We start from the raw sequence: 24,738 nt of genomic DNA on the forward strand, positions 1-24,738 counted from the left end.
CGCAGAGAATATTTCTTATGCTCAGGCAATGTCAGAAGCGTGCGAGCGGTGCCGCAGACTGACCGTTGTGCAGGCAAAAAAAAGCCCTGGCGACGTTGCCAGGGCGTTATCTTTATCGCGAATCAGATAGCGACAGGGGCTTTGATCGCAGGATGCGGATCGTAGCCTTGAATCTCAAAATCGTCGAACTCGTAGTCAAACAGTGACGCCGGTTTGCGTTTGATAACAAGTGATGGCAGCGGACGCGGCTCGCGGGTCAGCTGCAGGCGCGCCTGCTCCAGATGGTTGCTGTAGAGGTGCGTATCACCACCGGTCCAGACGAAGTCACCCACCTGCAGATCGCACTGCTGCGCCACCATATGCACCAGCAGCGCATAGCTGGCGATGTTAAACGGCAGGCCCAGGAAGATGTCACACGAGCGCTGATAAAGCTGGCAGGAGAGCTTGCCATCGGCCACGTAGAACTGGAAAAACGCATGACACGGAGCCAGCGCCATCTCGCTGAGTTCGCCGACGTTCCAGGCAGAAACGATAATCCGGCGAGAGTCCGGATCGCGCTTCAGCTGCTCCATCACCTGACTTAACTGGTCGATCTCCTGACCGCTGGCCGTTCCCCAGCTGCGCCACTGCTTGCCATACACCGGACCGAGATCGCCCTTCTCATCTGCCCACTCATCCCAGATTGAGACGTTGTTTTCCTTGAGATAACCGATGTTGGTATCACCTTTCAGGAACCACAGCAGCTCATGAATAATGGAGCGGATGTGACATTTCTTGGTAGTGACCAGCGGAAAACCATCCTGCAGATTGAAACGCATCTGGTGACCAAAAATTGAAAGCGTACCGGTGCCGGTACGGTCAGCTTTTGGTGTGCCTTCGTGCAGCACGTGTTGCATTAAATCCAGATACTGTTTCATTTTTCCTCGCGAAATTGTGGCTGCGGACGACGACGATACGCCCAGATCATCATAATAATACCGGCAACAATCATCGGCACAGAGAGGATCTGTCCCATACTGATGCCGCCTTCAAACAGGCCAAGCTGAGCATCCGGCTGGCGGAAGAACTCAACGATAATACGGAAAGCACCATAGCCGATCAGGAACAGGCCAGAAACGCTGCCCATCGGGCGTGGCTTGCGAATAAACAGGTTCAGGATGATGAACAGCACCACCCCTTCCAGCGCCAGTTCGTAAAGCTGTGAAGGATGACGTGGCAGCACGCCATAGGTGTTGAGCAGTTCCTGATATTGCGGATTCGTGGCGGCCAGCGCGACATCTTCGCTGCGGGAGCCTGGGAACAGCATGGCGTAGCGGAAGCCCGGATCGACACGGCCCCAGAGCTCGCCGTTAATGAAGTTACCGAGACGACCGGCACCCAGACCAAACGGGATCAGCGGCGCAATGAAATCCGCGACCTGGAAGAAATGGCGCTTAGTACGGCGGGCAAAGACCAGCATCACCACAATGACCCCGATCAGGCCACCGTGGAATGACATGCCGCCATCCCAGACTTTGAACAGGTAGAGCGGATTTTCCAGGAACAGCGGTAAGTTGTAGAACAGGACATAGCCGATACGGCCGCCCAGGAATACCCCCAGGAAACCGGCGTAAAGCAGGTTCTCAACTTCTTCTTTTTTCCAGCCGCTGCCAGGCTGATTTGCACGACGCACAGCCAGCCACATGGCGAAAACAAAGCCCACCAGATACATCAGACCGTACCAGTGAAGCGAAACCGGTCCGATCGAGAAGATCACCGGATCGAACTGCGGAAATGCAATATAGCCGTTATTCATCATTCACCGTCTATTTTTCAACCCTGAAAAGGGGCGTTGTCAGGCACATAAATTAAGGCTGCGCATAATAGCACAGCCGGTTTTCTGAATTGTCTTGCAAATGTAAACGCGGATAACCCATCTGGTCTGACGGGCCAGGCAGTTAGCGACCGCCGCGGATCAGCCCACCCAGACCACGCCGCTCCATAAAGGCCGAAACCTGATGGCGAACTTCAGTGGCAGTGTGGGCATTCATCGCCCTCTCGCTGAGCTTCTGCGCTTCTTCGTGATCCAGATGCCGCAGCAGGTATTTGACGCGCGGGACATTTTTACCGTTCATGCTGAGATGGTGATACCCCAGGCCGACCAGCAGTGCGACGCACATTGGATCACCCGCCATTTCACCACACAGGCACAATTCCAGATTGGCCAGGCGGGCTTCCTGCGCAATTGCATTCAGCGCGCGTAGCATCGCCGGATGCAGTGAGTCATATAGGTTAGCGACGCGGGTGTTGTTACGGTCCACCGCCAGCAGATACTGCGTCAGATCGTTGGTGCCGACCGAAACAAAATCGACCCGTGACGCCAGATGCGGGATCATAAACAGCATCGACGGCACTTCTATCATGATACCAATGCGCGGCCTGGGAATCGGGAAGCCCAGCATCTCTTCCACTTCGCGTCCGGCGCGATCGATCAGCTGTTTTGCGTCATCGATCTCGTCGATATGGCTGATCATAGGCAGCAGAATGCTGAGGTTGCCGGACGCGGCGTTGGCACGCAGCATCGCGCGTACCTGCACCAGGAAAATTTCCGGCTGATCCAGCGTCAGACGAATGCCGCGCCAGCCCAGACAGGGGTTCTCTTCACTAATCGGCATGTAAGGCAGCTGCTTATCAGCCCCCACATCCAGCGTTCGCAGCGTGACCGGTTTGTTGCGAAACAGCTGCAGCATGCCCTGATACTGTGCCACCTGCTCCTCTTCGGACGGGAAGCCGTTCTGCAACATAAACGGGATTTCGGTGCGGTAGAGGCCGATGCCATCCACCCAGCTGCCAAGTGCCTGCTCATGCTCCGGGCTTAGTCCGGCATTCAGCATCACCTGCACGCGTTCGCCACTTTTCAGCTCACCTGGCTGATCGACTGCGCCTTCCGCCATTTTACTCAGCGCGTTCTCTTCGCTGATCAGCCGCTGATACTCCTGCACCAGTACCGGCTCAGGATCGATCAGCAGCTCACCGCGATAACCGTCGACAATCAGCAGCCGTTTGTTGAGCTGATGAGGCTGGATGTCAGCGCCCATGACTGTCGGGATCCCCATCGCGCGGGTCAGGATCGCCGCATGGGAGTTGGCTGCACCGTCACGCACTACCACGCCAGCCAGCCGCTCCTGCGGCAGCTCCGCTAAGGTGGTGGCAGTAAGTTCATCGGCCACCAGCACAAAGCGTTCCGGCCAGGCGTTCGTGCCGACCAGCGTGTCATCGAGGTGGAACAGCAGACGCTGGCCCAGTACCCGCAGATCACCCGCGCGTTCACGCAGGTAATTATCCGTCAGGCTGGCGAACTGTTCAGCAAACTTCTCGATCACCTGTTTTACCGCCCATTCAGCGACCGATCCACGCTCGATCTCATCGAACAGATCTTTCTTCAGACGGGCATCGGTTAACAGGTGCGAGTAGAGATCGAAAATGGCCGCGCTCTCTTTCTGTGCGCTGGCGCTGAAACGTTTGCTGAAACGGCGAAATTCATTGGTTGCTTCGCTCATCGCGAGCGACAGACGCTCACGTTCACGCTGAACATCCAGCGTTGAGGCGGCCGATACCTGATCGAGCAGAGGCTGCGTCTCATCGACCCAGCCCGGCGCCACCGCGACGCCAGGTGCCGCTGCAATCGCGCGCACCCGCGTCTGGCGGAACTGACCAAACAGCTGACCCATCTGAGATTGCGACAGCAGCGCCGCCATCTGGGTAGCCAGCGTGACCAGGAATGACTCTTCGCTTTCATCAAACTGACGGTGTTCGCGCTGCTGCACGACCAGCACGCCAAGGAGCTGACGACGGCTAATCACCGGCACGCCGAGGAAGGAGCGATAGCGCTCCTCTTTTACTGCGGGGATATATTTAAAGCTGGGGTGACTCTGGGCGTCAGCAAGGTTGATCGGTTCAGCCAGACGGCCCACTAAACCAACGATACCCTCGTCAAAAGCCAGCGTTACGGTGCGGCCACGCGGTTTTTTGAGTCCGCGCGTCGCCATCAGGTAATAGCAGCGACGGTCCTGGTCGGCGAGATAAACGGAACAGACTTCCGTATCCATCGCCAGACAGATCTCATTGACCAGGATGTCGAGTGCTTCATTGAGACGCGGCGCACTCGCCACTTTTTCTACAATTTCGCGCAACTGAGTGAGCATAAAGGGCGTGGCCTATCCTCTCTTACGTCGATGGGCAGGATTATTTCGCTGCCCCGCACTCTCCTGCATAGACATCACCACGCCAGCGAATTCCTTCATTACCCGACGATAAACGTCGCGCTTAAAGGAGACAACCTGACGCACCGGATACCAGAAACTGACCCAGCGCCAGCCGTCAAATTCCGGCGTACTGCTGTGCTGCACATTGATATCCGCGTCATTACACATTAACTGCAGAAGAAACCACTTTTGTTTCTGGCCGATACATACCGGCTTTGTGTCCCAACGCACCAAACGTTTTGGCAACTTGTAACGCAACCAGTTGCGGGTAGAGGCAAGTATTCGAACATCTTTCCGGTGTAAGCCGACCTCTTCGAACAGTTCGCGATACATCGCCTGCTCTGCGGTTTCACCGGGATTGATGCCTCCCTGAGGAAATTGCCAGGAGTGCTGTCCAAAGCGCCTGGCCCATAACACTTGTCCCTGCCGGTTACAGATTACGATACCAACATTCGGGCGGTAGCCATCATCATCGATCACCGGACTACCTCAAAGCAAAATTTGAATGCGCTGATTGTTTCACACTCCTTACAGGCGGTAAACCACTGGATTCATGGGGTATCAGCTCATCAAAGCTGGGATAACTCACAGAAAAGGGCAAAGTTATAAACAAAGACCGCGAAAAAAATCGATCTTATTCACGTTTTCTGTGGATAGCTTTGTGCAGAACGCGGGAGTTAACTGAATAACATTTTCAGGGGCCGCCTGCGGACTGAAAAGCATTATTACCTTATCACTATGAATTTAAACAAAATTAAATCTTTATGACCAACCATAAAACTTTCATAAAACGGCAATATGTTCGCGACAACTGACAATCGATTAAAATATAAGCACACTGCTTTTTATCCACAGTTAATCGCTCAGGGTTAGGCCAGAGAGGCGAAATTATGCTCATATCGTGAAAAGTCAAGGCTGTAAATGGAACCAGTACTGCACAGAAACAGTGTTATCCCATTTTTCTGTGGATAACCGGGCTGGAGATCCTGTTCATTGTTGCGGGTAAGCTGGGATAACCCTGACTGTCCGCAGATGTTGAGCAGGAGATGCGCTAAAAAAAGCATGATCAATCATGTTATTATCGATCCGTGACGCGGTTTATTTTAGCGAAAAGATAAACCCGGCCGCCACTGTACAAATTTTAATCACTGCGAGTCATCAACATGAGTTACCTGCCAGGACCACCTGAAGATGAGGCCAGCCTGCTGGCACGCGCGCATGATTTAGCCGGATTGACGCTGGAAACGCTGGCCGCCCGCGCCGGTCTGGCCATGCCTGCGGATCTTAAACGCGATAAAGGCTGGGTCGGCATGCTGCTGGAATGGCATCTGGGTGCCAGCGCGGGCAGCAAAGCGGAACAGGATTTTGCTCATCTGGGTATCGAACTGAAAACCATCCCAATTGATGCGCAGGGTAAACCGCTGGAAACCACCTTTGTCTGCGTCGCACCGCTGACCGGCAACAGCGGCGTCACCTGGCTCACCAGCCATGTGCGTCACAAGCTGGCGCGGGTGTTGTGGATCCCGGTTGAAGGCGGGCGTGAGATTCCGCTGCGGGAACGCCGTGTTGGCGCGCCGCTGTTATGGACTCCGAACACAGAAGAAGATGAGATGCTGCGTCAGGACTGGGAAGAGCTGATGGATATGATTGTGCTGGGACGCGTTGAGCAGATTACCGCACGACATGGCGCCTGGCTGCAGATCCGCCCTAAAGCCGCCAACAGTAAGGCGCTGACAGAGGGCATCGGCGATCAGGGCCAGCCAATCATGACCCTGCCGCGCGGTTTCTACCTCAAGAAGAGCTTCACCGGGCCACTGCTGGCACGTCATTTTCTCCTCTGAATGTCACCACGCACGCCGTCAGTTCGGAATTTTATGGGAGATCGGCGGATTGAATGCGTATAATCGCCGTTTACTTTTCGTTTAGGATTGAATGTCGGTATGTTTGAGTGGATTTCTGATCCCAACGCCTGGCTGGCGCTGGGCACCCTGACCATCCTTGAAGTGGTGCTGGGTATTGATAACATCATTTTCCTGTCGCTGGTGGTCGCTAAACTGCCAAAGCACCAGCAAGCCAGCGCACGTCGCATTGGTCTGATGGGCGCGATGCTGATGCGTCTTGGCCTGCTGGCCTCTATCGCGTGGGTTGCCCGTCTGACTAACCCGCTGTTTACGCTGATGGATCATGCGTTTTCGGCGCGCGATCTGATTCTGCTGTTTGGTGGACTGTTCCTGCTGTGGAAATCGAGCATGGAGATCCATGAAACGATCGAAGGCAGCGAAGGCGAGCACAACACCCGCGTCCATTCGTTCCTCGGCGCGATTGTGCAGATCATGATGCTCGACATTATTTTCAGCCTTGACTCGGTCATCACCGCTATCGGCCTCTCCGATCATCTGTTCATTATGATGGCGGCCGTTGTAATTGCGGTGCTGATGATGATGTTCGCCGCACGCGCCATTGGTGAGTTTGTTGAACGTCACCCATCGGTGAAAATGCTGGCGCTCTCTTTCCTGATCCTGGTCGGTTTTACCCTGATTCTGGAGAGTTTTGCGGTCCATGTACCAAAAGGTTACATTTATTTCGCGATGTTCTTCTCGATGGCGGTTGAGTGCCTTAACCTGATGCGCAGTAAGAAAAAACACGCCTGATAAAGTCAAGGGCGAGCCTGCTCGCCCCGTAACTTTCAGATTTCTGCGATTAACCCTGCCGGCAAAACCATTTATTACTACACTGTTTGCACTTGACCATTTGTGAGGATAAGGCGTGATGAAAGGGTTGGCAGGAGTAGCACTGGTGATGGTAACCGCCGCATTCTTAAGTGGATGCAGTTCTGATTATGTCATGGCGACCAAAGATGGCCGGATGATCATGACCGAAGGCAAGCCGAGCATTGATAAAGAGACCGGCCTGGTGGAGTACACTGACCAGACGGGTCATATGGTGCAGATTAACAGCGATGAGGTCTCAACGATCATTGAACGTTAATTGCCCGATTTAATCTCCTGCCACCGATTCCCCGCTGGCAGGTGATTTCCCCGACTTTTCCCCCTTCCTTCCCCGCCATTGCTCGCGCTATAGTCCCTGAGAACACAACATTCCATTCCATAAAGAAAAGGAAGCTGGCAATGCACTATCATCGTATTCCTCACAGCACGCTGGAAGTGAGTCAGCTGGGATTGGGCACCATGACGTTTGGCGAACAGAACAGCGAAGCCGACGCGCATGCTCAACTGGATTTAGCACTCCGTTCCGGCATCAACTTTATTGATACTGCCGAGATGTATCCGGTGCCTCCGCGCCCGGAAACCCAGGGTCTGACCGAACACTATATTGGCAGCTGGCTCAAACAGCGCGGCAGTCGTGACAAAATCATTCTGGCCAGTAAAGTGGCCGGACCGTCGCGCGGCAATGATGCGTCGATCCGCCCGGATATGGCGCTGGACCGTAAAAACATCCGCGCCGCACTTGATGCCAGCCTGAAACGTCTGAACACCGATTACCTTGACCTCTACCAGTTGCACTGGCCGCAGCGTCAGACCAACTACTTCGGCAAACTCGGCTATCAGTACAGCGAGACCACCGCTCAGGTGACGCTGCTGGAGACGCTCGAAGCACTGGCCGAACAGGTGCGTGCCGGTAAGATCCGCTACATCGGGGTGTCGAACGAAACCGCGTGGGGTGTGATGCGTTATCTGCAGCTGGCAGAGAAGCATGAACTGCCGCGCATCGTCAGCATTCAGAATCCCTACAGCCTGCTGAACCGCAGCTTCGAAGTGGGTCTGGCCGAAATCAGCCAGCATGAAGGCGTAGAGTTGCTGGCGTATTCCAGCCTGGCATTTGGTACGCTGAGCGGCAAATACCTGAATGGCGCGCAGCCTGCGGGCGCACGCAACACGCTGTTCAGCCGCTTTACCCGCTACAGCGGCGAGCAGTCACAAAAGGCGATTGCCGAATATGTGGCGCTGGCTCAACAGCATCAGATCGACCCGGCGCAGATGGCACTGGCCTATGTGCGTCAGCAGCCGTTTGTGGCCAGTACGCTGCTGGGTGCCACCACGCTTGAGCAGTTGCAGGTCAATATCGACAGTTTCAATCTGACCTTAAACGCTGAGATTCTGGAAGGCATTGAGGCGATCCACCGTCGTTATACCTACCCGGCACCATAAGTGCGCCTTTGCCAGCTGCCGCGGTGGCGGCTGGCCTCTCTTACAGGTCGCGATAATAGAGTTTTACCGGTTTATCGGGATACTCCAGCGCTTCGCCCTGTGGCAGCCAGCCATAACGTTCGTAGTAGCCCCCAAACGTTGACCATAACCACAACCGTGGATAGCCCCGCGCCTGTGCATAAGCAATGACATGCTGCTGCAGCGCCTCACTGACACCTTTGCCGCGCGATGAATCATCAACATACAGCGCCGCCAGCCACGGGAAAAGATCCTGACGGCTGATCAGGTCGCAGCGCCAGAATCCTACGGTGCCGACCGCCCTGCCCGCCACCAGAGCGACAAAGGTTACGGGGAAGTCAGCACCGTTAAGGCTGCTGTTCACCACACTGGCAAAGAACGCGTGGCTACTGGCTTCACCAAATGCGCGCCACTGCCAGTCAATAATCTGATCGGCAAACTGTGGGGCATCACTGAGCGAGACAATCTCAATCACATCAGTTTCCCCTGAAAGATCGGGACTGAATCAAACAGGTAGCCATCAAAATCAGGCGCATCGGCGTCGGAAAGCTCCAGCAGCGTATTTTTGACATTTTCAAGGTGCTGCCAGGTCGACTGCCAGGCCCCCATCACATCGCGCCGACGCAGAGCAGCCAGGATAGTCTGGTGATCGCCGAGCCACTTCAGGCGATAGGCGCGGGTTTCAAACTGCGGGCGCAGCTGCTGCCAGAGCGGGCTGCTGTCGTGATGCCGCCAGATACTGGTAACGGTATCGAGCAGCATCTGATTCTGACTCGCACCCGCCAGCAGCAGATGAAACAATTTGTCGTTATCCTGACTGCTGTCGTTGGCGGCGATGGCACGTTGCTCCTGTTCCAGCGTACGTCGCAGATTTTCAATGTCCGCTTTAGTCGCCATTTTTGCGGCAAAGGCGGCAATATTGCTCTCCAGCAACTGACGCGCCTGTAGCATTTCAAACGGGCCTACGTCGCTGCGGAAAAAAGCCTCTTCTTCATCATCACTGGCGGAAGGAATACGCATTACATAGACGCCGGAGCTCTGACGGATATCCACCGTACCTTCCAGCTCAAGCATCAATAATGCCTCGCGCACGATGGTCCGGCTGACGCCCCAGGTTTCAGCCAACTGACGTTCAGGCGGCAGGCGCGATCCCACCGGATAGTGTCCGTCACTGATCTGCTGACGCAGGTGCTGACCAATTTCCTGGTACTGCTTTTTTTCTTGCGGCGCTTCGGCTTTGTCCACACTTTCACCCTTTGCAATCAACGCGCTAACGGCATTGCCGCCGTTCCCTGCGCGACAATGCCCGCGAACCGGAGAGGCTGGCTCGCAAACTGGGGCTCAGTGTATCAAAGCCAGCGCCTGATCGAGTACCTTTGCACCATTCAGCGTACCGTAAGCAACCGTATCGATTACCGCGATAGGCAACTGATAGCTGTCAGTGAGTTTTCTGTTCTCCTCCAGTTTGAAGCGCACCTGTGGCCCGAGCAGCACCACCGCCACCTCGCTGCCGTAGTTTTGCAGCTCTTCAAGCAGGTTTTGCTCCGGAATAGCGTAGATCTGAAATGCCAGTCCGCGAGCGGCGACCTCTTTTTCCATCCGCGTGACCACCATTGAGGTCGACATGCCTGCAGCACAGGCCAGAACAATTCGTTTCATGCTCGTTTCCTCGCGTTATTTCGGCTCATCATCAAGCCACAGGGTAAATTGCTGCGTGTCACGCAGCGTACGGAACCAATGGGCAGATTTCTTCATACGGCGCTGACGGTGCTTATCTAAGTCGATTTCGATCAGACCATAGCGGTTTTTAAAGGCATTCATTGGTGAGACGTTGTCGGTAAACGCCCACAGCATGTAGCCCTGACAGTTAATGCCCGCCTGGCTGGCGCGTATCGCCTGATGCAGGTGTTCGCTGATAAACGCGATACGGTAATCGTCCTGAATTTCCCCACCGGCATCTTTGAATTGGGTTTCGTTCTCAATGCCCATACCGCTTTCCGCCACAAACCACGGGATATTGCCGTACTCATCGCGCATTCGTTGTGCCATATCCCAGATAATTTCAGGCTGAATTTCCCAGCCGCGCGAACGATTCATCCGCCGCCCAGGCAGTTCAAAGTGTTCGTAATACCATGCAGGATGAAAGGGCGTCTCGGGATGCCAGGCGCGGGACGGCGCCTTCACGCGATGGGGATAGTAGAGATTAAGGCCGACCTCATCGACGGTATTGGCAGCAATAATCGCCAGCTCTTCCGGCGTGGTTTCCCACTCAATCTGATGCTTATCAAGCAGCGCCAGCAGCTCCGCCGGATACTCGCCTTTAATCGCGGGGTCGAGAAACACCCGGTTGTAGAACAGGTCATAAATATGCGCCGCCTTCTGGTCGTGCGGGGCGGATGATCGCGGATAGGTGACCTCCGGGTTAAGAATGGTACCAATGCGACCGGCATAGCCACGCTTGCGGAACAGCTGCACTGCCCGGGCAGTCGCGAGATTTTTATGGTGGTTCCACTGCATCCATTTATGCGTGTTCTGCTCATAAGGCCAGCGCAGCGCGTCGAGATAGACGCGGGTCTGCACCACAATGGGCTCATTAAACACAAACCAGCGTGTGACCCGACCGGCATAACGTTTAAAAACCTGTTCGACATAACGAATAAACAGTTCAACCACATGCTTTGACTGCCAGCCTCCATATTGCTCAAGCAGCAAGGCTGGCAGCTCGTAATGCTCCAGACAGAGCATCAGTTCAATGCCCTGACGCTGCATTTCATCAATCAGCCGGTCATAGTAAGCGGCATATTCCTCATCGACCGTGGCGGTTTCATAATCGATCAGGAAACGCGACCAGTTGATGGAAGTCCGGTAGTGGGTCAGCCCGCTGGCCTTCATTAGCGCCACATCTTCACTAAAGCGATTGATAAAGTCAGTGGCAACCGCCGGGCCATAGCCGTTGTGCCAGACGTGACGATCCTGCTGATACCAGGCGTCAGGCCAGGAGTCCTGGCCCGGCTTTTTTCCGCTCCAGCCTTCCGTCTGCCAGGCGGAGGCAGCAGCCCCCAGAATGAAATTCTCAGGTATGTGGACAGTCTGACGACTCATAACACCTCCGTTCGGTTGGGGTTCAGCTCAGGTTGCAGGCTCTTTGCTTCCGCTGCATCCGCGCGGCGGGCTGCGACTTTCACAAAGGGCAGATAGATGAGTACTGACACCAGAATGCAGACGATCTGCGTCACCACTGCACCCATCGATCCAGCCGTTGAAAGCCAGGCATTGATAATCGGAGGCGTGGTCCAGGGCACCATCACCACGGCTTTCCCGGCAAAGCCCATCACCGTCGCGAAGTAGCCAATAGAACCTGTCACCAGCGGTGTGATGATGAAAGGGATAGCCAGAATCGGATTAAGCATAATCGGCATACCAAATATAACCGGTTCGTTGATATTGAAAATGCCTGGGCCGAACGACAGTTTGGCAATTTCACGCATCTCTTTGCGTCGCGTTGCCAGCATTACGGCAGTGAGTAGCCCGATGGTCAGGCCGGAGCCGCCGATGCTCATATAGACATCCCAGAACGGCATGGTGATGATGTTCGGTGCCTCTTTTCCCTGCTCAAAAGCGGTCATGTTGACCAGAATTGCGCCCAGCAACAGTGGCTCACGGATCGGTTTCACCATCTGGTTACCGTGTATGCCAATCACCCAGAACAGCTGGGCAACGAACATCAGAATCAGAATGCCCCACAGACTCTGCACCACCGACTCCAGCGGCTGCTGAACCACCTGGTATACCGCGTCGTAGAGGTACATGCCGGTAACGCGATGGAAGATAAAGCCAAAGGTCGCTACCAGCGTCACAGTAATAATTGAGGGGATAAGCGCAGAGAATGAGGCGGCCACATTGGGCGGCACAGTGTCGGGCATTTTGATTTTCAGCCGCTCAACCTGTTCAAGGCGGCAGTAGATCTCTACCGACAGAATGGCGATAAACATGCCGAGAAACAGGCTCTTGGTATCGGAGAATTGTTTGGCCAGCACATCGGTGACCAGATGCATCTGCCCATCGACCATCATCTGTAAGGTGGTCGGCGTCACCGATATAAAGCAGATGATTGCCAGCAGACCGGGAAACAGCGTTTTTATACCGTTGATGCGCCCAAGCTCAATACCAATCAGGAACACCGCACCAATGTTAAGAAAGCTGAGCGTGGCGTAATTGATACTGCTGGTGATGGGCTTGAGGTCAGCTAAGAAAGCCAGAGCGGCAAAGCTGGCAAGGCCATTTTTGCTGTCCAGCACCATGTTAGAGATCAATACCGAGAAGGCGCCAACAATGATTACCGGCATCAGGGTAATGAACGAGGCTTTAATCGCCATGATGTAGCGATAACTGTTAAAGCGGGTGGCGAAGCTGCCCAGGGAATCGATAAGGCGGTCCTGTAAAGACATGATCAATCCTCAGAGATGTAAGATCGGTAGTCCTGTAATCATCATGATCTTCCTTGCTAGTGGCATACCAAAATGACGAATACCCGCGTTTTTTTCTGTGATGAATCTCCCGGAAATGTTTTTTGGCATTCCAGTATGATTAAAAAGGCCAATTTGGCATACCAATAGCGGAGGCGTTATGGATTACGAACAGACTATGATGGAATTACTGATCAATGCGGGAGAGGCACGCTCGTCGGCGATGATGGCGATTCAGTGCGCGCGCAAACGCGACTGGGCCGGGGCTGATGCGGGGCTGGCAGCCTCTGATACTGCGGCAAAAGCGGCACATAAAATCCAGACCGCGTTGATTGGCGCAGACGAAGGAAGCGGAAAACTACCGGTCACGCTGATTCTGGTACATGCGCAGGATCATCTGATGAATGCCATGCTGTGTCGCGAACTGGCCGAGGAACTGATCATGCTGCGAAAAGAGATCTATAGCTGACAGGCGGCACGTGGGCCGCCTGAGCGAGGTGATTAGATAATTTCCAGTGCCAGCAGCGACTCGATAGTTTGTGCACGTCGAATTTCGCGCGGCTGGCCATGGTCAAACAGCACTTCCGGGATCAGCGGACGGCTGTTGTAGTTAGAAGACATGGATGCGCCGTATGCGCCGGTGTCGTGGAACACCAGATAATCGCCCACTTTCGCCGCCGGAATCGCGCGTGGTTCGACCATGCCGCCCTCCAGCTGGGTAAAGACATCACCCGATTCACACAGCGGGCCAGCGACTACCGTGTCGAGGGTCTGCTGCTCATCAATCGCCCGCCCATCGCCCGCCATCAGCGAGATATGGTGATAGCTGCCATACATTGAGGGGCGCATCAGATCGCTGAAACCGGCATCGACCAGCACAAAGTGACGGTTTCCCATCGCTTTCACCGCCCGCACCTGTGACACCAGCACGCCAGCCTCAGCAACCAGAAAACGGCCCGGTTCGATCTCCAGCTTTACTGCGTGCCCCAGATGCTGAGCGATACGCTGCCGCGCCGCGTCCCACAGGCCGAAATAGTGATGGGTATCGATCGCCTCTTCGCCATAGCGATAAGGGACAGAAAGCCCGCCGCCCGCAGAGATTGCCGTCAGGTCCTGACCTGACGCCATCACCAGTTCAACCATTGCATCGCAGACCTGCTGCAGATGCGCATAATCGACGCCAGAGCCGATATGCATGTGAATACCCACCAGCTGCAGACCGTGCTGGTTAATAGCTGCCAGCGCCTCGGCTAAGTCGCCATGCCAGATCCCGTGCTTGCTGTTTTCGCCGCCAGTATTGGTTTTCTGACTGTGGCCATGACCAAAGCCAGGGTTGACCCGCAGCCACACCGCGTGTCCCGGAGACACTGCGCCGAGCTGATGCAGCATATCGATCGAACCGGCATTTACTGGCACCTTCAACGCCGTTACCCGCGCCAGGGTAGGTTGATCGAACAGATCGGCGGTAAAGACGATCTCGTCACCGCCGGGCTGATAACCAGCGGCCAGCGCACGTTCGATCTCGCCCAGCGATACCGAATCCACTTTTACACCCGCCGCGCGCATCAGCCGCAGGATATGCGTATTCGAGCAGGCTTTCTGCGCAAAACGTACCACATCAAACGACTGCAGCTGAGCAATACGCGCCTGGATAATCTGCGCGTCGTAGGCCCAGAATGGCCCGGCATAGCGGCGTGCCAGTGGCAGCAGATTAACGACGTTGAGTGCGGTTTCAGTACTCTGTAATGAACGTGGCATAGCAATTCTCCTGTGGCGATAACCGCATTAAGCCAGAATCGTGTCATAGCGAAAAATATCTGTTTTAATAGCATCTATTCAGAATGGATATAGGTAAGCGGCGTGGCCAACATTAACTGGCGGCATATCGAAATTTTTCATGCGGTGATGACCAGCGGCAATCTGACGCAGGCCGCCACACTGCTGCACACCTCACAGCCTACCGTGAGTCGGGAGCTGGCCCGTCTGGAGCAGCAACTGGGATTAGAGCTGTTCGGGCGGGTACGCGGTCGCCTGCAGCCGACGGTGCAGGGATTGCGTCTGTTTGAAGAGGTGCAGCGATCCTGGTACGGTCTGGACCGTATCATGGAAGCGGCGGAAGGCCTGCGCCAGTTTCGTCAGGGCGAGCTATCGATCGCCTGCCTGCCCGTTTTTTCGCAGTCGCTGCTGCCCCCGCTGTGTCAGCCCTTTTTACAGCGCTACCCGGATGTGAGCCTGAATGTGATTCCTCAGGAGTCACCGCTGCTGGAGGAGTGGCTATCAGCACAGCGCTACGACATCGGCTTAACCGAGACCCAGCACGCGCCGGCCGGAACTGAGCGCCTTGCCCTGTTGACCTGCGATGAAGTGTGCGTGTTGCCGCAGCATCACCCCTTAAGTCAGCGTGAGGTGCTGACACCGAACGATTTTGCGGGCGAAAAGTATGTAAGCCTGTCGCGCAGCGACAGCTATCGTCAGCTGCTGGATGCGTTGTTTCAGGAGCAGGGCGTCGAACGGCGGCTGGTACTGGAGACGCACAGCGCCGCTTCGGTGTGCGCGATGGTCAGGGCGGGCGTAGGGATTTCTATCGTGAATCCGCTGACGGCGCTGGATTACGCCGACAGCGGTGTCGTGATGCGTAAATTCAGCGTAGCGGTGCCGTTTACCGTCAGCCTGGTGAGGCCGCAACACCGCCCCGCCTCAGCGCTGGTTGATGCCTTTGTCAGCCATCTGCAACAGCAGGTGGCTGACTTTCCGGCACGAATCACCGCCCGCCTGGCTTAAGCGCGAACTCTGGTGGCCGCGTGGCCCGATTTACGGAAGGTAATCAGGCAGACCAGCAGACCAATGACGGCCAGCGCAGCCGCCGCTACCGGTACCGCCGTCAGGCCGAAACCCCGACCAATCACTGCGCCGCCAACCCAGGCACCCAGAGCATTACCAACATTAAACGCCGAAATATTCAGGGTTGAGACCAGGTTCGGTGCCTCTTTGCCGTGACGCACCACGTTGATTTGCAGGCCCGGCACCGTTGCAAAGGTCGCCATCGCCCACAGGAACAGGGTGATCTCCGCCAGCCACAGCGCATGGCTGGTCCAGCTAAACAGCAGCGAGAAGATAGCAATCAGTGAGAAGCTGAGGATCAGGCTGAAGGAGACTTTCCAGTCGGCCAGTTTACCGCCGAGAATATTACCGACCGTCAGACCCGCACCAATCAGGAACAGCGTCCAGCTGACACCGCGATCGCTGATGCCCGTCACTTCTAACAGCAGCGGCGCAATGTAGCTGAACAGCGCAAACATTGCCGCCGCGAAGCACACTGTCATCAGCAACGACAGCCACAGTTTGCCGTTAGCCAGTGCGCCAATTTCACTCGCCAGATGAACCGGTTTTTCCTGTTTGTTGTTGGGCAGACTGACGATTAAGGCGATAAACGCCAGTACGCCGATGACTGCCACGCCCCAGAAGGTGGCACGCCAGCCAAACATCTGTCCGAAGCTGGTTCCCAGTGGCACGCCCAGCACGTTGGCTAAGGTGAGCCCGGTGAACATCAGCGCGACAGCGGAAGCCTGTCGACCGGCAGGGACCAGACTGGCGGCCACCACCGCGCCAATACCGAAGAAGGCACCGTGACAGAGCGCGGTAACGATGCGTGCCAGCATCAGCAGGTTATAGTTGTAAGCCAGCGCACACAGCAGGTTGCCGACGATAAAGATCACCATCAGCAGGATCAGCGTTTTTTTGCGTGGCAATCTGGCGGTGAGCAGCGCCATAATCGGCGCACCAATCGCTACCCCCAGCGCATAGCCGCTGATCAGCCAGCCCGCCGACGGAATCGACACCTGAAGGTCGCGCGCCACCTCCGGCAGCAATCCCATAATGACAAACTCAGTGGTTCCGATGGCGAACGCACTCAACGCCAGCGCCATTAATGCTACAGGCATAATACTCTCCCGGTTTCATATGCAGGTGAACCGCGCAGACACGCAGCCCCTCGACGTTTATTAAAATTTGATCTGCGTCACGTTGAGTATTACAGCACAGCGCTGATGCGCCACATAGCCTGCTTACAGCAAAGGATTATTGCCGCGACCGCAATAATCCTGCCTTCTTCCTGAAACAAACCGCTCACTACCTGCCTGCACATAGTCCGCCAAAAGGCCTTACGCCCAGGACACAGTTGTCATTTCCCGCTAAGCGGTTACGCTTTTTAGTGCGTATTTAATTAATAAATCCTTAACGTTGCCGATATATCCCTAATTAATTGCCAGGTGATGTAATGAACTTCGGACGCAGGGAGAGAGAATGCAACGACTCATAGCCTTAATGGTTTTTGGCTTAACCGGCTGCTCGGTGGGTCATTATGAGTACAGTAAAGAGGCTGAAAAGCGGGTTGATATGACCGTGACCGGCATTCCTACCGTGCTGGGTTTAGGCACGCTTGGTACCACCATCCCGCTGACGCCGGAGTATAGCCTGACTGCCGCGCATGTTGCGAAGTTCTCCCTTTATCGGGTCAAAGCCTGGCATCCGGAATGCGATCTGGCCTTGGTCTACCATAAAAACAGCGAAATGAATTTGCCACCCAGCTTCCGCAACAGCCATATCGGCGATCAGGTCAATCTTTATGGCTACAGTTTTATTTCGGCCATGCCGGTCAGTTCCAGCGGGCAAAACCTGATCAATACCACACTGGCGAACAGCTGGAACAAGCCAGACTGCGTCGTTGTGGCGGCGAATGCGGGTGTGGTCAAAGGGATGTCAGGCGGCGCGGTCTATAACGCCTCTGATGATACGCTGGCGGGCGTAATTATTGGCTACAGCAATAACATCAACGACAATGTCAGCGGTAAGACACTCTATAAGAACGTTGCACTCTATGTGCCCTATGCGCGGTTTCAAAGCTGGCTGGATCAGGCGATTAAATCCTGATATCTGCTGAACGAATAGAGGTAAAAAAGGCCGGAAGATCCGGCCTTTTGATTGATGACGCTTACTTGCTGCCTGGACGCAGTGCCGGGAACAGAATCACATCACGGATCGTGTGGCTGTTGGTAAACAGCATCACCATACGGTCAATACCGATACCCAGACCGGCGGTTGGCGGCAGACCATGTTCCAGCGCGGTGACATAGTCTTCGTCGTAGAACATCGCTTCGTCGTCACCCGCATCTTTGGCATTCACCTGCTGCAGGAAACGCTCAGCCTGATCTTCCGCATCGTTCAGCTCAGAGAAGCCGTTACCGATTTCACGACCACCAATGAAGAACTCAAAGCGATCGGTGATTTCCGGGTTCTCGTCGTTACGACGGGCCAGCGGAGAGACTTCAGCCGGATATTCAGTGATGAAGGTCGGCTGAATCAGATGCGCTTCTGCGGTCTCTTCAAAGATTTCGGTCACGACACGACCCAGACCCCAGCTCTTCTCCACTTTGATATGCAGGGATTGGGCAATCGCCACCGCTTTATCAAAGTCTTCCAGATCGGCCAGATCCGTTTCCGGACGGTATTTCTTGATCGCTTCACGCATGGTCAGTTTTTCAAACGGCTTACCGAAATCAAACTCCTGCTCGCCGTAAGGCACGACCGTGCTGCCCAGCACATCCTGCGCCAGGGTACGGAACAGGCTTTCGGTCAGTTCGATCAGATCTTTGTAATCCGCATAGGCCATATAGAGTTCCATCATGGTGAACTCTGGGTTATGGCGTGGCGAAATACCTTCGTTGCGGAAGTTACGGTTGATCTCGAACACGCGATCAAAACCGCCCACTACCAGACGCTTCAGGTAGAGCTCTGGTGCAATACGCAGATACATGTCGATATCCAGCGCATTATGATGGGTGATGAACGGACGTGCAGAGGCTCCGCCCGGGATCACCTGCATCATCGGGGTTTCCACTTCCATAAAGTCGCGGCCCACCATGAACTGGCGAATGCCGGCCATGATCTGTGAACGGATTTTGAAGGTATTGCGCGATTCTTCGTTGGCGATCAGATCAAGGTAACGCTGACGGTAACGGGTTTCCTGATCGGCCAGGCCATGGAACTTGTCCGGCAGTGGACGCAGGGCTTTAGTCAGCAGGCGCAGTTCTGAACAGTGAATCGACAGTTCGCCGGTTTTGGTTCTGAACAGTTTGCCACGCGCGCCGAGGATATCGCCGAGGTCCCATTTCTTGAACTGCTCGTTGTAGATGCCTTCAGCCAGATCGTCACGCGAAACGTAAAGCTGAATCCGGCCGCCCACATCCTGCAGGGTGACGAAAGAGGCTTTACCCATGATACGACGGGTCATCATACGTCCGGCGACGCTGACTTCGATACCTGCCTCTTCCAGCTCTTCGTTGCTCTTCTCGCCATAGCTTTCCAGCAGCTGGTTTGAAAGGCTGTCACGACGGAAGTCGTTGGGAAACGCCAGACCATTGGCACGCAGCGCACTCAGCTTTTCCCGGCGCGTTTTCAGTTCGTTATTTAACTCAACGGCGGCATCAGCGCTCTGCGGTTGTTGTTCAGACATGTCTATAACCCTGCTTTTAAACTAGCTTCAATGAATCGATCCAGATCGCCGTCCAGCACCGCCTGGGTGTTACGCGTCTCTACGCCGGTGCGCAGATCTTTGATGCGTGCATCATCGAGAACGTAAGAACGGATCTGACTTCCCCAGCCAATGTCGGACTTGTTGTCCTCCAGCGCCTGCTTCTCAGCATTTTTCTTCTGCATCTCAAGCTCGTACAGCTTCGCCTTCATCTGCTTCATCGCCTGATCTTTGTTCTTGTGCTGAGAACGGTCATTCTGACACTGGGTGACAGTCCCGGTTGGAATATGGGTAATACGCACCGCAGATTCCGTCCGGTTAACGTGCTGGCCGCCCGCACCCGACGCACGGTAAACGTCAATGCGCAGATCGGCTGGGTTGATGTCGATATCAATATCGTCATCCACTTCCGGATAAATAAAGGCGGAGCTGAATGAGGTGTGACGACGGCCGCCAGAGTCAAACGGGCTCTTACGCACAAGGCGATGCACGCCGGTTTCGGTGCGTAACCAGCCAAAGGCGTAGTCGCCTGACACGCGAATAGTGACAGACTTGATGCCCGCAACTTCACCTTCAGACTCTTCGATAATTTCTGTTTTAAAGCCTTTGGCTTCAGCCCAGCGCAGATACATACGCATCAGCATGCTGGCCCAGTCCTGCGCTTCGGTGCCGCCGGAACCTGCCTGCAGATCGATATAGCAGTCGGCGCTGTCATACTCGCCAGAGAACATGCGGCGGAATTCCAGTTCGCCCAGCTTGCCCTCAAGGACATCCAGCTCGACGACAGCTTCGTTGAAAGTCTCTTCGTCTTCCGCTTCTACTGCCAGTTCAAGCAGGCCCTGCACATCTTCCAGGCCCTGCGACATCTGATCCAGCGTCTGCACGATCGCTTCCAGTGAGGAGCGCTCTTTGCCCAGCGCCTGAGCACGCTCAGGTTCGTTCCAGACATCGGGCTGTTCCAGCTCGGCGTTTACTTCTTCGAGGCGTTCTTTCTTGGCATCGTAGTCAAAGATACCCCCGAAGAACGTCGCTGCGCTCACTGAGGTCCTGAATACGGTTTTTGACCGGGTTGATTTCAAACATGGCTTTAGCGTCTTTTTTATGTTCGATGGGACAGGAAAATTAACGCACAAGTTTACCCGAAACTGGCGGCAGATTGTAGCGCTGAGACAGGGGGCTGATGCCGGGGTTGCGTGAGGGCTCGCATTTGCGCGACATCTTCGCGCGCAGCAGATGAACGCCGGGGATAACCAGGCTGACGCGCGTCTGCCGTAGACGGAGACGCGCGCGCCCTGTTTAACTCAGTTCAGCGGCCAGATATGGTCGATGATCAGCTGCACCGAACGGTTACCGCGATACTCATTGATATCCAGCTTGTAGGCCAGTTCAACCTGACGAATGCTACTGTCGGGCCACAGCGTGGTATCAACATTAAAGGCGATACCGTCGATCAGCGGCCCCCCATCCAGCGGCTCAACCATCACTTTCAGATGCCGCTCGCCCACCAGTCGCTGTTGCAGCAGCTTAAATTTGCCGTCAAAAGCGGGCTCCGGGAACGCCTGGCCCCAGGGGCCGGCTTCGCGCAGCATTTCGGCGGTCTGCAGGGAAAACTCCTGCGGCTGCAGGGCGCCATCTGACCAGATGATGCCCTGCAGCGATTCGCCATCCAGCCACTCTCCGACCAGATCGGCAAAGCGCTGACGAAACTCCTCGTAGCGTGCGGTTTCCAGCGATAAGCCGGCCGCCATCGCGTGACCGCCAAACTTCATCATCAGACCAGGATGCAGCGTATCCAGACGCTCCAGCGCATCGCGCAGATGCAATCCGGCAATCGAGCGGCCCGATCCTTTCAGTGTGCCGTCGCCCGCCGGAGCAAAGGCAATCACCGGACGATGGAAACGCTCTTTCAAACGCGAGGCAAGAATACCCACCACGCCCTGATGCCATTCGGAATGATAGAAGGCCAGGCCCAACGGCAGATCGCTCTGCTCGCGCTCCAGCGCCTGACACAGCGCCAGCGCTTCGCTCTGCATGCCCTGCTCTATCTCTTTGCGTGTCTGGTTCAGTGCATCCAGTTCGCTGGCTAACATCCGCGCCTGGCTGAGATCGTCAGTCATTAACAGCGCCACGCCCACCGACATATCATCGAGCCGGCCTGCGGCATTGAGCCGTGGCCCCAGCGCAAAGCCGAGATCGCTGGCCGCCAGCTGACGGGCATCGCGATTAGCAATTTCCAGCAGCGCCCGGATGCCTGGCCGGCATTTTCCAGCCCGGATACGGCTGACCCCCTGCCACACCAGAATGCGGTTGTTGACGTCGAGCGGCACCACATCAGCAACCGTACCGAGCGCGACCAGATCGAGCATCTCCGCCAGATTCGGTTCCGTGCGTGTAGTGCCAAACCATCCCTGGGCGCGCAGATGGGCACGCAGCGCCAGCATCAGATAGAATGCCACGCCCACGCCCGCCAGCGCGCGCGAGGGAAAGTTACAGTCCGGCAGATTGGGATTCACGATCGCCTCAGCGGCCGGTAAGGTCTCGCCCGGCAGATGGTGGTCGGTAATCAGCACCGGAATCCCGTGCTGGTGGGCGAAATCAACGCCAGCGTGGGAGGAAATGCCGTTATCGACGGTCAGGATCATCGCGGCGCCGCGCGCACGCGCCTGCTCAACCACTTCCGGGCTGAGGCCATAACCATCTTCAAAGCGGTTAGGCACCAGATACTGCACATTACCGCCGCCCATGCTGCGCAGCGCCATTACTGTTAGCGCGGTACTGGTCGCGCCGTCGGCATCAAAGTCGCCCACGACCATAATGCGACGTCCATCCAGCAGCGCCTGATGCAGCAGTTCCACTGCACTCTCTATCCCGCTTAAGGACTGATACGGCAGCAGGTTTTTCGCACCGCGCTCCAGCTCAGCGGCGTCACGCACGCCGCGTTGCAGGTAGAGCCGCTTCAGCAGCGGTGGCAGTGTGGCCGGTAACGCATCGTCAACCGTCACCTCACGGCGACGCAGTTCCACTTCCTGTTTTACCACCGATTAACCACCACGCTTCTGATTGTCCAGTACCTGCTTCAGCTCCTGCGGCGACTGATAACCCGGGATCATCATGCCGGTATCCGTCAGCATCGCAGGGGTGCCCTGAATGCCAAACAGCACACCCAGTTTGTAATGCTGAGAAATATCGATTTTGCAGCTGTCTGGTGCGGCCATCTTCGGCGCATTGCCTTTCATCGCCTCATCAAACGCTTTATTCCGGTCAGCGCTGCACCAGATCGCCTTCATCGCCGGTTCAATCTGACCATTCAGCCCCTCTCGCGGGAACGCCAGATAACGCACGGTAATACCCAGCGCATTGTAGTCGGCCATCTGCTCGTGCAGCTTGTGGCAATAGCCACAGGTGATATCGGTGAAGACGGTGATCACATGCTGCTCTTTCGGGGCTTTGTAGACGATCATCTCCGGCACCAGCGCCTCGACTTTTTTGTCCAGCAGCTGGTTGGTGACGTTGACCGGCTGTTTGCCGCTGACGTCATAGAGCGGACCCTGGATCATATGTTTGCCGTCATCGGTCACGTAGAGCACACCGCTTTCCGACAGCACGGTTTTAAAGCCCGGCAGGGGTGACGGGCTGATCTCCGTCTGGTTCAGACCGAGCTTTTTAAGTGATTGCTGAATGGCGCTGTCATCGGCCTGTGCGAGACCGGAAAAGGCGCTGGCTAACAGAGCCAGCATGGCAAAATGCTTGTTCATTTTTATCCTTATGGCCGCGAATCAGGCTCGCGGATGGTGTTGTTGATGTAACTGACGCAGCCGCTCAGTAGCGACGTGCGTATAAATTTGGGTAGTGGAGAGATCGCTGTGTCCCAGCAGCATCTGTACGACACGCAGATCGGCGCCGTGGTTCAGCAGATGGGTCGCAAAGGCATGGCGCATCACATGCGGCGATAGCTTTTCGCTGTCGATGCCCGCCAGCGTGGCGTAGTGCTTGATGCGATGCCAGAAAGTCTGGCGCGTCATCTGCTGCGCCCGATTGCTGGGAAACATCACGTCCAGCGTCTGCCCATTGAGCAGCCAGGGACGACCATGTTCCATATATTGCTCCAGCCAGTAAACCGCTTCTTCACCTAAAGGCACAAGCCGCTCTTTATCCCCTTTACCGATAACCCGCACGACGCCCTGACGCAGGCTGATGTCGCTGAGCGTCAGGCCAATCAGTTCAGAGACGCGCAGGCCGGTGGCATAGAGCAACTCCAGCATTGCTTTGTCGCGCAGCTCCAGCGGAATATCGATATTGGGTGCCTGTAACAGCCGCTCGACCTGCGCTTCACTCAGATCTTTCGGCAAGCGTTGCGGCAGTTTTGGCGCGGACAGCAGCGCGCTGGGATCGTCCAGGCGCAGCTTTTCGCGATAAAGATACTGAAACAGGCGACGCATGGCGCTGAGCAGCCGCGCGGAGCTGGTCGCCTTGTAGCCACCCTCCAGCCGTTCAGCCAGGAACTGCTGCAGATCCAGCGGCGTCACGCTAAGCAACGTCAGCTGGTGATGCGCCAGCCAGCCGGTCAGCGTCTGGAGATCCTGGCGATAAGAGGAGAGAGTATTCTGCGCCAGATTGCGTTCAATCCAGAGCGCATCAAGAAACTGTTCTGTCAGATCGCTGTCCTGCACGTTGTCTCCGCCGTCTGGTGTAAAATCATGCTCATTATGCCTGATTCAGCAGCGCTTCTGGTACAATTGCGCCAAAGTCAGTATTTACAGAGTGTTATCTGCATGAAAATCGGTCTTTTTTACGGTTCCAGTACCTGTTACACCGAAATCGTAGCGGAGAAAATTCGCGATTTTATTGGCGAAGAGTTAGTGACGCTGCATAACGTGAAAGATGACGACCCGCGCCTGATGGAGCAATACGACTTGCTGATCATGGGCATCCCGACCTGGGATTTCGGTGAGTTGCAGGAGGACTGGGAGGCGATCTGGACGCAGCTGCCCGCACTGAATCTGCAAAACAAGATTGTCGCGCTCTATGGCATGGGCGATCAGATTGGTTATGGCGAGTGGTTTTTAGATGCGCTCGGCATGCTGCACGATTTGCTGCAGCCAATGGGCGTGCGTTTTGTCGGCTACTGGCCGCTTGAGGGTTATGAGTTCACCAGCCCTAAACCGCTGAGTGCCGATGGTTCGCAGTTTGTGGGTCTGGCGCTGGATGATGTAAATCAGTTTGAGATTACCGATGAGCGCGTTGAGCAATGGTGCGAGCAGGTGTTAACCGAAACCGCCGCGCTGCTCTGACCGGCCAGCGCTCTGGATTGC

At 55.6% G+C, this 24,738-nt stretch carries 24 protein-coding genes; 8 read left to right on the plus strand and 16 right to left on the minus strand.

Annotation, left to right across the window (positions count from 1 at the left end):
• Positions 1-122: 122 nt before the first annotated feature.
• From thyA to rppH, 4 genes are all read right to left on the minus strand, one after another.
• Positions 123-917 carry a thymidylate synthase gene (thyA, locus tag HZZ01_RS15360; protein ID WP_179898467.1) on the minus strand — a complete coding sequence of 265 codons (795 nt, stop codon included), beginning with the start codon at positions 915-917 and terminating at the stop codon, positions 123-125.
• Complete coding sequence (lgt, locus tag HZZ01_RS15365) at positions 914-1,795, minus strand: prolipoprotein diacylglyceryl transferase (protein WP_090966301.1); 882 nt, start codon at positions 1,793-1,795, stop codon at positions 914-916. Before lgt ends, thyA begins: the two co-directional genes overlap by 4 nt.
• Before the next feature lie 142 nt (positions 1,796-1,937).
• On the minus strand, positions 1,938-4,184 hold the full coding sequence (gene ptsP / locus HZZ01_RS15370; RefSeq protein ID WP_179898468.1) for a phosphoenolpyruvate--protein phosphotransferase: 2,247 nt from the start codon (positions 4,182-4,184) through the stop codon (positions 1,938-1,940).
• Between the two features lie 12 nt (positions 4,185-4,196).
• A complete protein-coding gene (gene rppH, locus HZZ01_RS15375; RefSeq protein ID WP_009087042.1) occupies positions 4,197-4,724 on the minus strand; it encodes an RNA pyrophosphohydrolase in 528 nt (175 codons plus the stop codon).
• 683 nt (positions 4,725-5,407) lie between these two features.
• Here rppH and mutH point away from each other — a divergent pair.
• From mutH to HZZ01_RS15395, 4 genes are all read left to right on the plus strand, one after another.
• On the plus strand, positions 5,408-6,085 hold the full coding sequence (mutH, locus tag HZZ01_RS15380) for a DNA mismatch repair endonuclease MutH (RefSeq protein WP_179898469.1): 678 nt from the start codon (positions 5,408-5,410) through the stop codon (positions 6,083-6,085).
• Between the two features lie 99 nt (positions 6,086-6,184).
• Complete coding sequence (locus tag HZZ01_RS15385) at positions 6,185-6,895, plus strand: TerC family protein (protein WP_003853954.1); 711 nt, start codon at positions 6,185-6,187, stop codon at positions 6,893-6,895.
• Between the two features lie 118 nt (positions 6,896-7,013).
• On the plus strand, positions 7,014-7,232 hold the full coding sequence (locus HZZ01_RS15390; protein WP_003853956.1) for a YgdI/YgdR family lipoprotein: 219 nt from the start codon (positions 7,014-7,016) through the stop codon (positions 7,230-7,232).
• Positions 7,233-7,372: 140 nt separating this feature from the next.
• Positions 7,373-8,413, plus strand: a complete 1,041-nt coding sequence (locus tag HZZ01_RS15395) for an NADP(H)-dependent aldo-keto reductase (protein ID WP_179898470.1) — start codon at positions 7,373-7,375, stop codon at positions 8,411-8,413.
• A 40-nt stretch (positions 8,414-8,453) separates the two neighbouring features.
• Here HZZ01_RS15395 and HZZ01_RS15400 read toward each other — a convergent pair whose 3' ends face one another.
• From HZZ01_RS15400 to HZZ01_RS15420, 5 genes are all read right to left on the minus strand, one after another.
• Positions 8,454-8,906, minus strand: a complete 453-nt coding sequence (locus HZZ01_RS15400) for a GNAT family N-acetyltransferase (protein ID WP_179898471.1) — start codon at positions 8,904-8,906, stop codon at positions 8,454-8,456.
• On the minus strand, positions 8,903-9,676 hold the full coding sequence (locus tag HZZ01_RS15405; RefSeq protein ID WP_003853961.1) for an FCD domain-containing protein: 774 nt from the start codon (positions 9,674-9,676) through the stop codon (positions 8,903-8,905). Before HZZ01_RS15405 ends, HZZ01_RS15400 begins: the two co-directional genes overlap by 4 nt.
• A gap of 96 nt (positions 9,677-9,772) precedes the next feature.
• A complete protein-coding gene (locus HZZ01_RS15410; protein ID WP_179898472.1) occupies positions 9,773-10,090 on the minus strand; it encodes a PTS sugar transporter subunit IIB in 318 nt (105 codons plus the stop codon).
• Positions 10,091-10,105: 15 nt separating this feature from the next.
• On the minus strand, positions 10,106-11,533 hold the full coding sequence (locus HZZ01_RS15415; RefSeq protein WP_039660749.1) for a glycoside hydrolase family 1 protein: 1,428 nt from the start codon (positions 11,531-11,533) through the stop codon (positions 10,106-10,108).
• Positions 11,530-12,879: a PTS sugar transporter subunit IIC gene (locus tag HZZ01_RS15420; protein WP_140034077.1), complete on the minus strand. Its 1,350-nt coding sequence runs from the start codon at positions 12,877-12,879 to the stop codon at positions 11,530-11,532. Before HZZ01_RS15420 ends, HZZ01_RS15415 begins: the two co-directional genes overlap by 4 nt.
• 178 nt (positions 12,880-13,057) lie before the next feature.
• Here HZZ01_RS15420 and HZZ01_RS15425 point away from each other — a divergent pair, with 178 nt between their 5' ends.
• Complete coding sequence (locus HZZ01_RS15425) at positions 13,058-13,366, plus strand: PTS lactose/cellobiose transporter subunit IIA (RefSeq protein WP_003853971.1); 309 nt, start codon at positions 13,058-13,060, stop codon at positions 13,364-13,366.
• Between the two features lie 32 nt (positions 13,367-13,398).
• Here the strand turns inward: HZZ01_RS15425 and lysA are convergent, their stop codons facing one another.
• On the minus strand, positions 13,399-14,655 hold the full coding sequence (gene lysA, locus HZZ01_RS15430) for a diaminopimelate decarboxylase (protein ID WP_179898473.1): 1,257 nt from the start codon (positions 14,653-14,655) through the stop codon (positions 13,399-13,401).
• 102 nt (positions 14,656-14,757) lie between these two features.
• Between lysA and HZZ01_RS15435 the strand changes: the two genes are divergently transcribed.
• Positions 14,758-15,678, plus strand: a complete 921-nt coding sequence (locus HZZ01_RS15435; protein WP_179898474.1) for a LysR family transcriptional regulator — start codon at positions 14,758-14,760, stop codon at positions 15,676-15,678.
• On the opposite strand, the gene HZZ01_RS15440 is transcribed toward HZZ01_RS15435, so the two are convergent.
• Complete coding sequence (locus tag HZZ01_RS15440; protein WP_179898475.1) at positions 15,675-16,838, minus strand: MFS transporter; 1,164 nt, start codon at positions 16,836-16,838, stop codon at positions 15,675-15,677. The two genes, HZZ01_RS15435 and HZZ01_RS15440, sit on opposite strands and share 4 nt — an antisense overlap.
• 361 nt (positions 16,839-17,199) lie before the next feature.
• Here HZZ01_RS15440 and HZZ01_RS15445 point away from each other — a divergent pair, with 361 nt between their 5' ends.
• The gene (locus tag HZZ01_RS15445) at positions 17,200-17,826 is read left to right on the plus strand and encodes a serine protease (RefSeq protein ID WP_179898476.1); all 627 of its coding nucleotides are present in this window, start codon (positions 17,200-17,202) and stop codon (positions 17,824-17,826) included.
• A gap of 61 nt (positions 17,827-17,887) precedes the next feature.
• Here HZZ01_RS15445 and lysS read toward each other — a convergent pair whose 3' ends face one another.
• From lysS to xerD, 5 genes are all read right to left on the minus strand, one after another.
• Complete coding sequence (lysS, locus tag HZZ01_RS15450; RefSeq protein ID WP_179898477.1) at positions 17,888-19,408, minus strand: lysine--tRNA ligase; 1,521 nt, start codon at positions 19,406-19,408, stop codon at positions 17,888-17,890.
• A 2-nt stretch (positions 19,409-19,410) separates the two neighbouring features.
• Positions 19,411-20,509 (minus strand): peptide chain release factor 2 gene (gene prfB, locus HZZ01_RS15455; protein WP_179898478.1). Its coding sequence is split into 2 segments (ribosomal slippage): positions 19,411-20,433 and positions 20,435-20,509, totalling 1,098 coding nucleotides; the frame shifts between segments, so codons are not numbered across the junction.
• A 218-nt stretch (positions 20,510-20,727) separates the two neighbouring features.
• Complete coding sequence (recJ, locus tag HZZ01_RS15460) at positions 20,728-22,464, minus strand: single-stranded-DNA-specific exonuclease RecJ (protein WP_179898479.1); 1,737 nt, start codon at positions 22,462-22,464, stop codon at positions 20,728-20,730.
• A 3-nt stretch (positions 22,465-22,467) separates the two neighbouring features.
• Positions 22,468-23,181 carry a bifunctional protein-disulfide isomerase/oxidoreductase DsbC gene (dsbC, locus tag HZZ01_RS15465; protein ID WP_003852889.1) on the minus strand — a complete coding sequence of 238 codons (714 nt, stop codon included), beginning with the start codon at positions 23,179-23,181 and terminating at the stop codon, positions 22,468-22,470.
• 21 nt (positions 23,182-23,202) lie between these two features.
• The gene (xerD, locus tag HZZ01_RS15470; RefSeq protein WP_179898480.1) at positions 23,203-24,096 is read right to left on the minus strand and encodes a site-specific tyrosine recombinase XerD; all 894 of its coding nucleotides are present in this window, start codon (positions 24,094-24,096) and stop codon (positions 23,203-23,205) included.
• 102 nt (positions 24,097-24,198) lie between these two features.
• On the opposite strand from xerD, the gene fldB reads away from it, so the two are divergent.
• Complete coding sequence (fldB, locus tag HZZ01_RS15475) at positions 24,199-24,717, plus strand: flavodoxin FldB (protein ID WP_179898481.1); 519 nt, start codon at positions 24,199-24,201, stop codon at positions 24,715-24,717.
• Positions 24,718-24,738: the final 21 nt, after the last annotated feature.

Origin of the sequence: Pantoea sp. WMus005 (assembly GCF_013415305.1) — a bacterium.
Lineage (GTDB): Bacteria > Pseudomonadota > Gammaproteobacteria > Enterobacterales > Enterobacteriaceae > Pantoea > Pantoea rara.

Coding starts and splice junctions, on each gene's coding strand:
- thyA (WP_179898467.1), bottom strand. CDS start 917: ATGAAACAGTATCTGGATTTAATGCAACACGTGCTGCACGAAGGCACA.
- lgt (WP_090966301.1), bottom strand. CDS start 1,795: ATGAATAACGGCTATATTGCATTTCCGCAGTTCGATCCGGTGATCTTC.
- ptsP (WP_179898468.1), bottom strand. CDS start 4,184: ATGCTCACTCAGTTGCGCGAAATTGTAGAAAAAGTGGCGAGTGCGCCG.
- mutH (WP_179898469.1), top strand. CDS start 5,408: ATGAGTTACCTGCCAGGACCACCTGAAGATGAGGCCAGCCTGCTGGCA.
- HZZ01_RS15385 (WP_003853954.1), top strand. CDS start 6,185: ATGTTTGAGTGGATTTCTGATCCCAACGCCTGGCTGGCGCTGGGCACC.
- HZZ01_RS15390 (WP_003853956.1), top strand. CDS start 7,014: ATGAAAGGGTTGGCAGGAGTAGCACTGGTGATGGTAACCGCCGCATTC.
- HZZ01_RS15395 (WP_179898470.1), top strand. CDS start 7,373: ATGCACTATCATCGTATTCCTCACAGCACGCTGGAAGTGAGTCAGCTG.
- HZZ01_RS15410 (WP_179898472.1), bottom strand. CDS start 10,090: ATGAAACGAATTGTTCTGGCCTGTGCTGCAGGCATGTCGACCTCAATG.
- HZZ01_RS15415 (WP_039660749.1), bottom strand. CDS start 11,533: ATGAGTCGTCAGACTGTCCACATACCTGAGAATTTCATTCTGGGGGCT.
- HZZ01_RS15420 (WP_140034077.1), bottom strand. CDS start 12,879: ATGTCTTTACAGGACCGCCTTATCGATTCCCTGGGCAGCTTCGCCACC.
- HZZ01_RS15425 (WP_003853971.1), top strand. CDS start 13,058: ATGGATTACGAACAGACTATGATGGAATTACTGATCAATGCGGGAGAG.
- lysA (WP_179898473.1), bottom strand. CDS start 14,655: ATGCCACGTTCATTACAGAGTACTGAAACCGCACTCAACGTCGTTAAT.
- HZZ01_RS15440 (WP_179898475.1), bottom strand. CDS start 16,838: ATGCCTGTAGCATTAATGGCGCTGGCGTTGAGTGCGTTCGCCATCGGA.
- HZZ01_RS15445 (WP_179898476.1), top strand. CDS start 17,200: ATGCAACGACTCATAGCCTTAATGGTTTTTGGCTTAACCGGCTGCTCG.
- lysS (WP_179898477.1), bottom strand. CDS start 19,408: ATGTCTGAACAACAACCGCAGAGCGCTGATGCCGCCGTTGAGTTAAAT.
- dsbC (WP_003852889.1), bottom strand. CDS start 23,181: ATGAACAAGCATTTTGCCATGCTGGCTCTGTTAGCCAGCGCCTTTTCC.
- fldB (WP_179898481.1), top strand. CDS start 24,199: ATGAAAATCGGTCTTTTTTACGGTTCCAGTACCTGTTACACCGAAATC.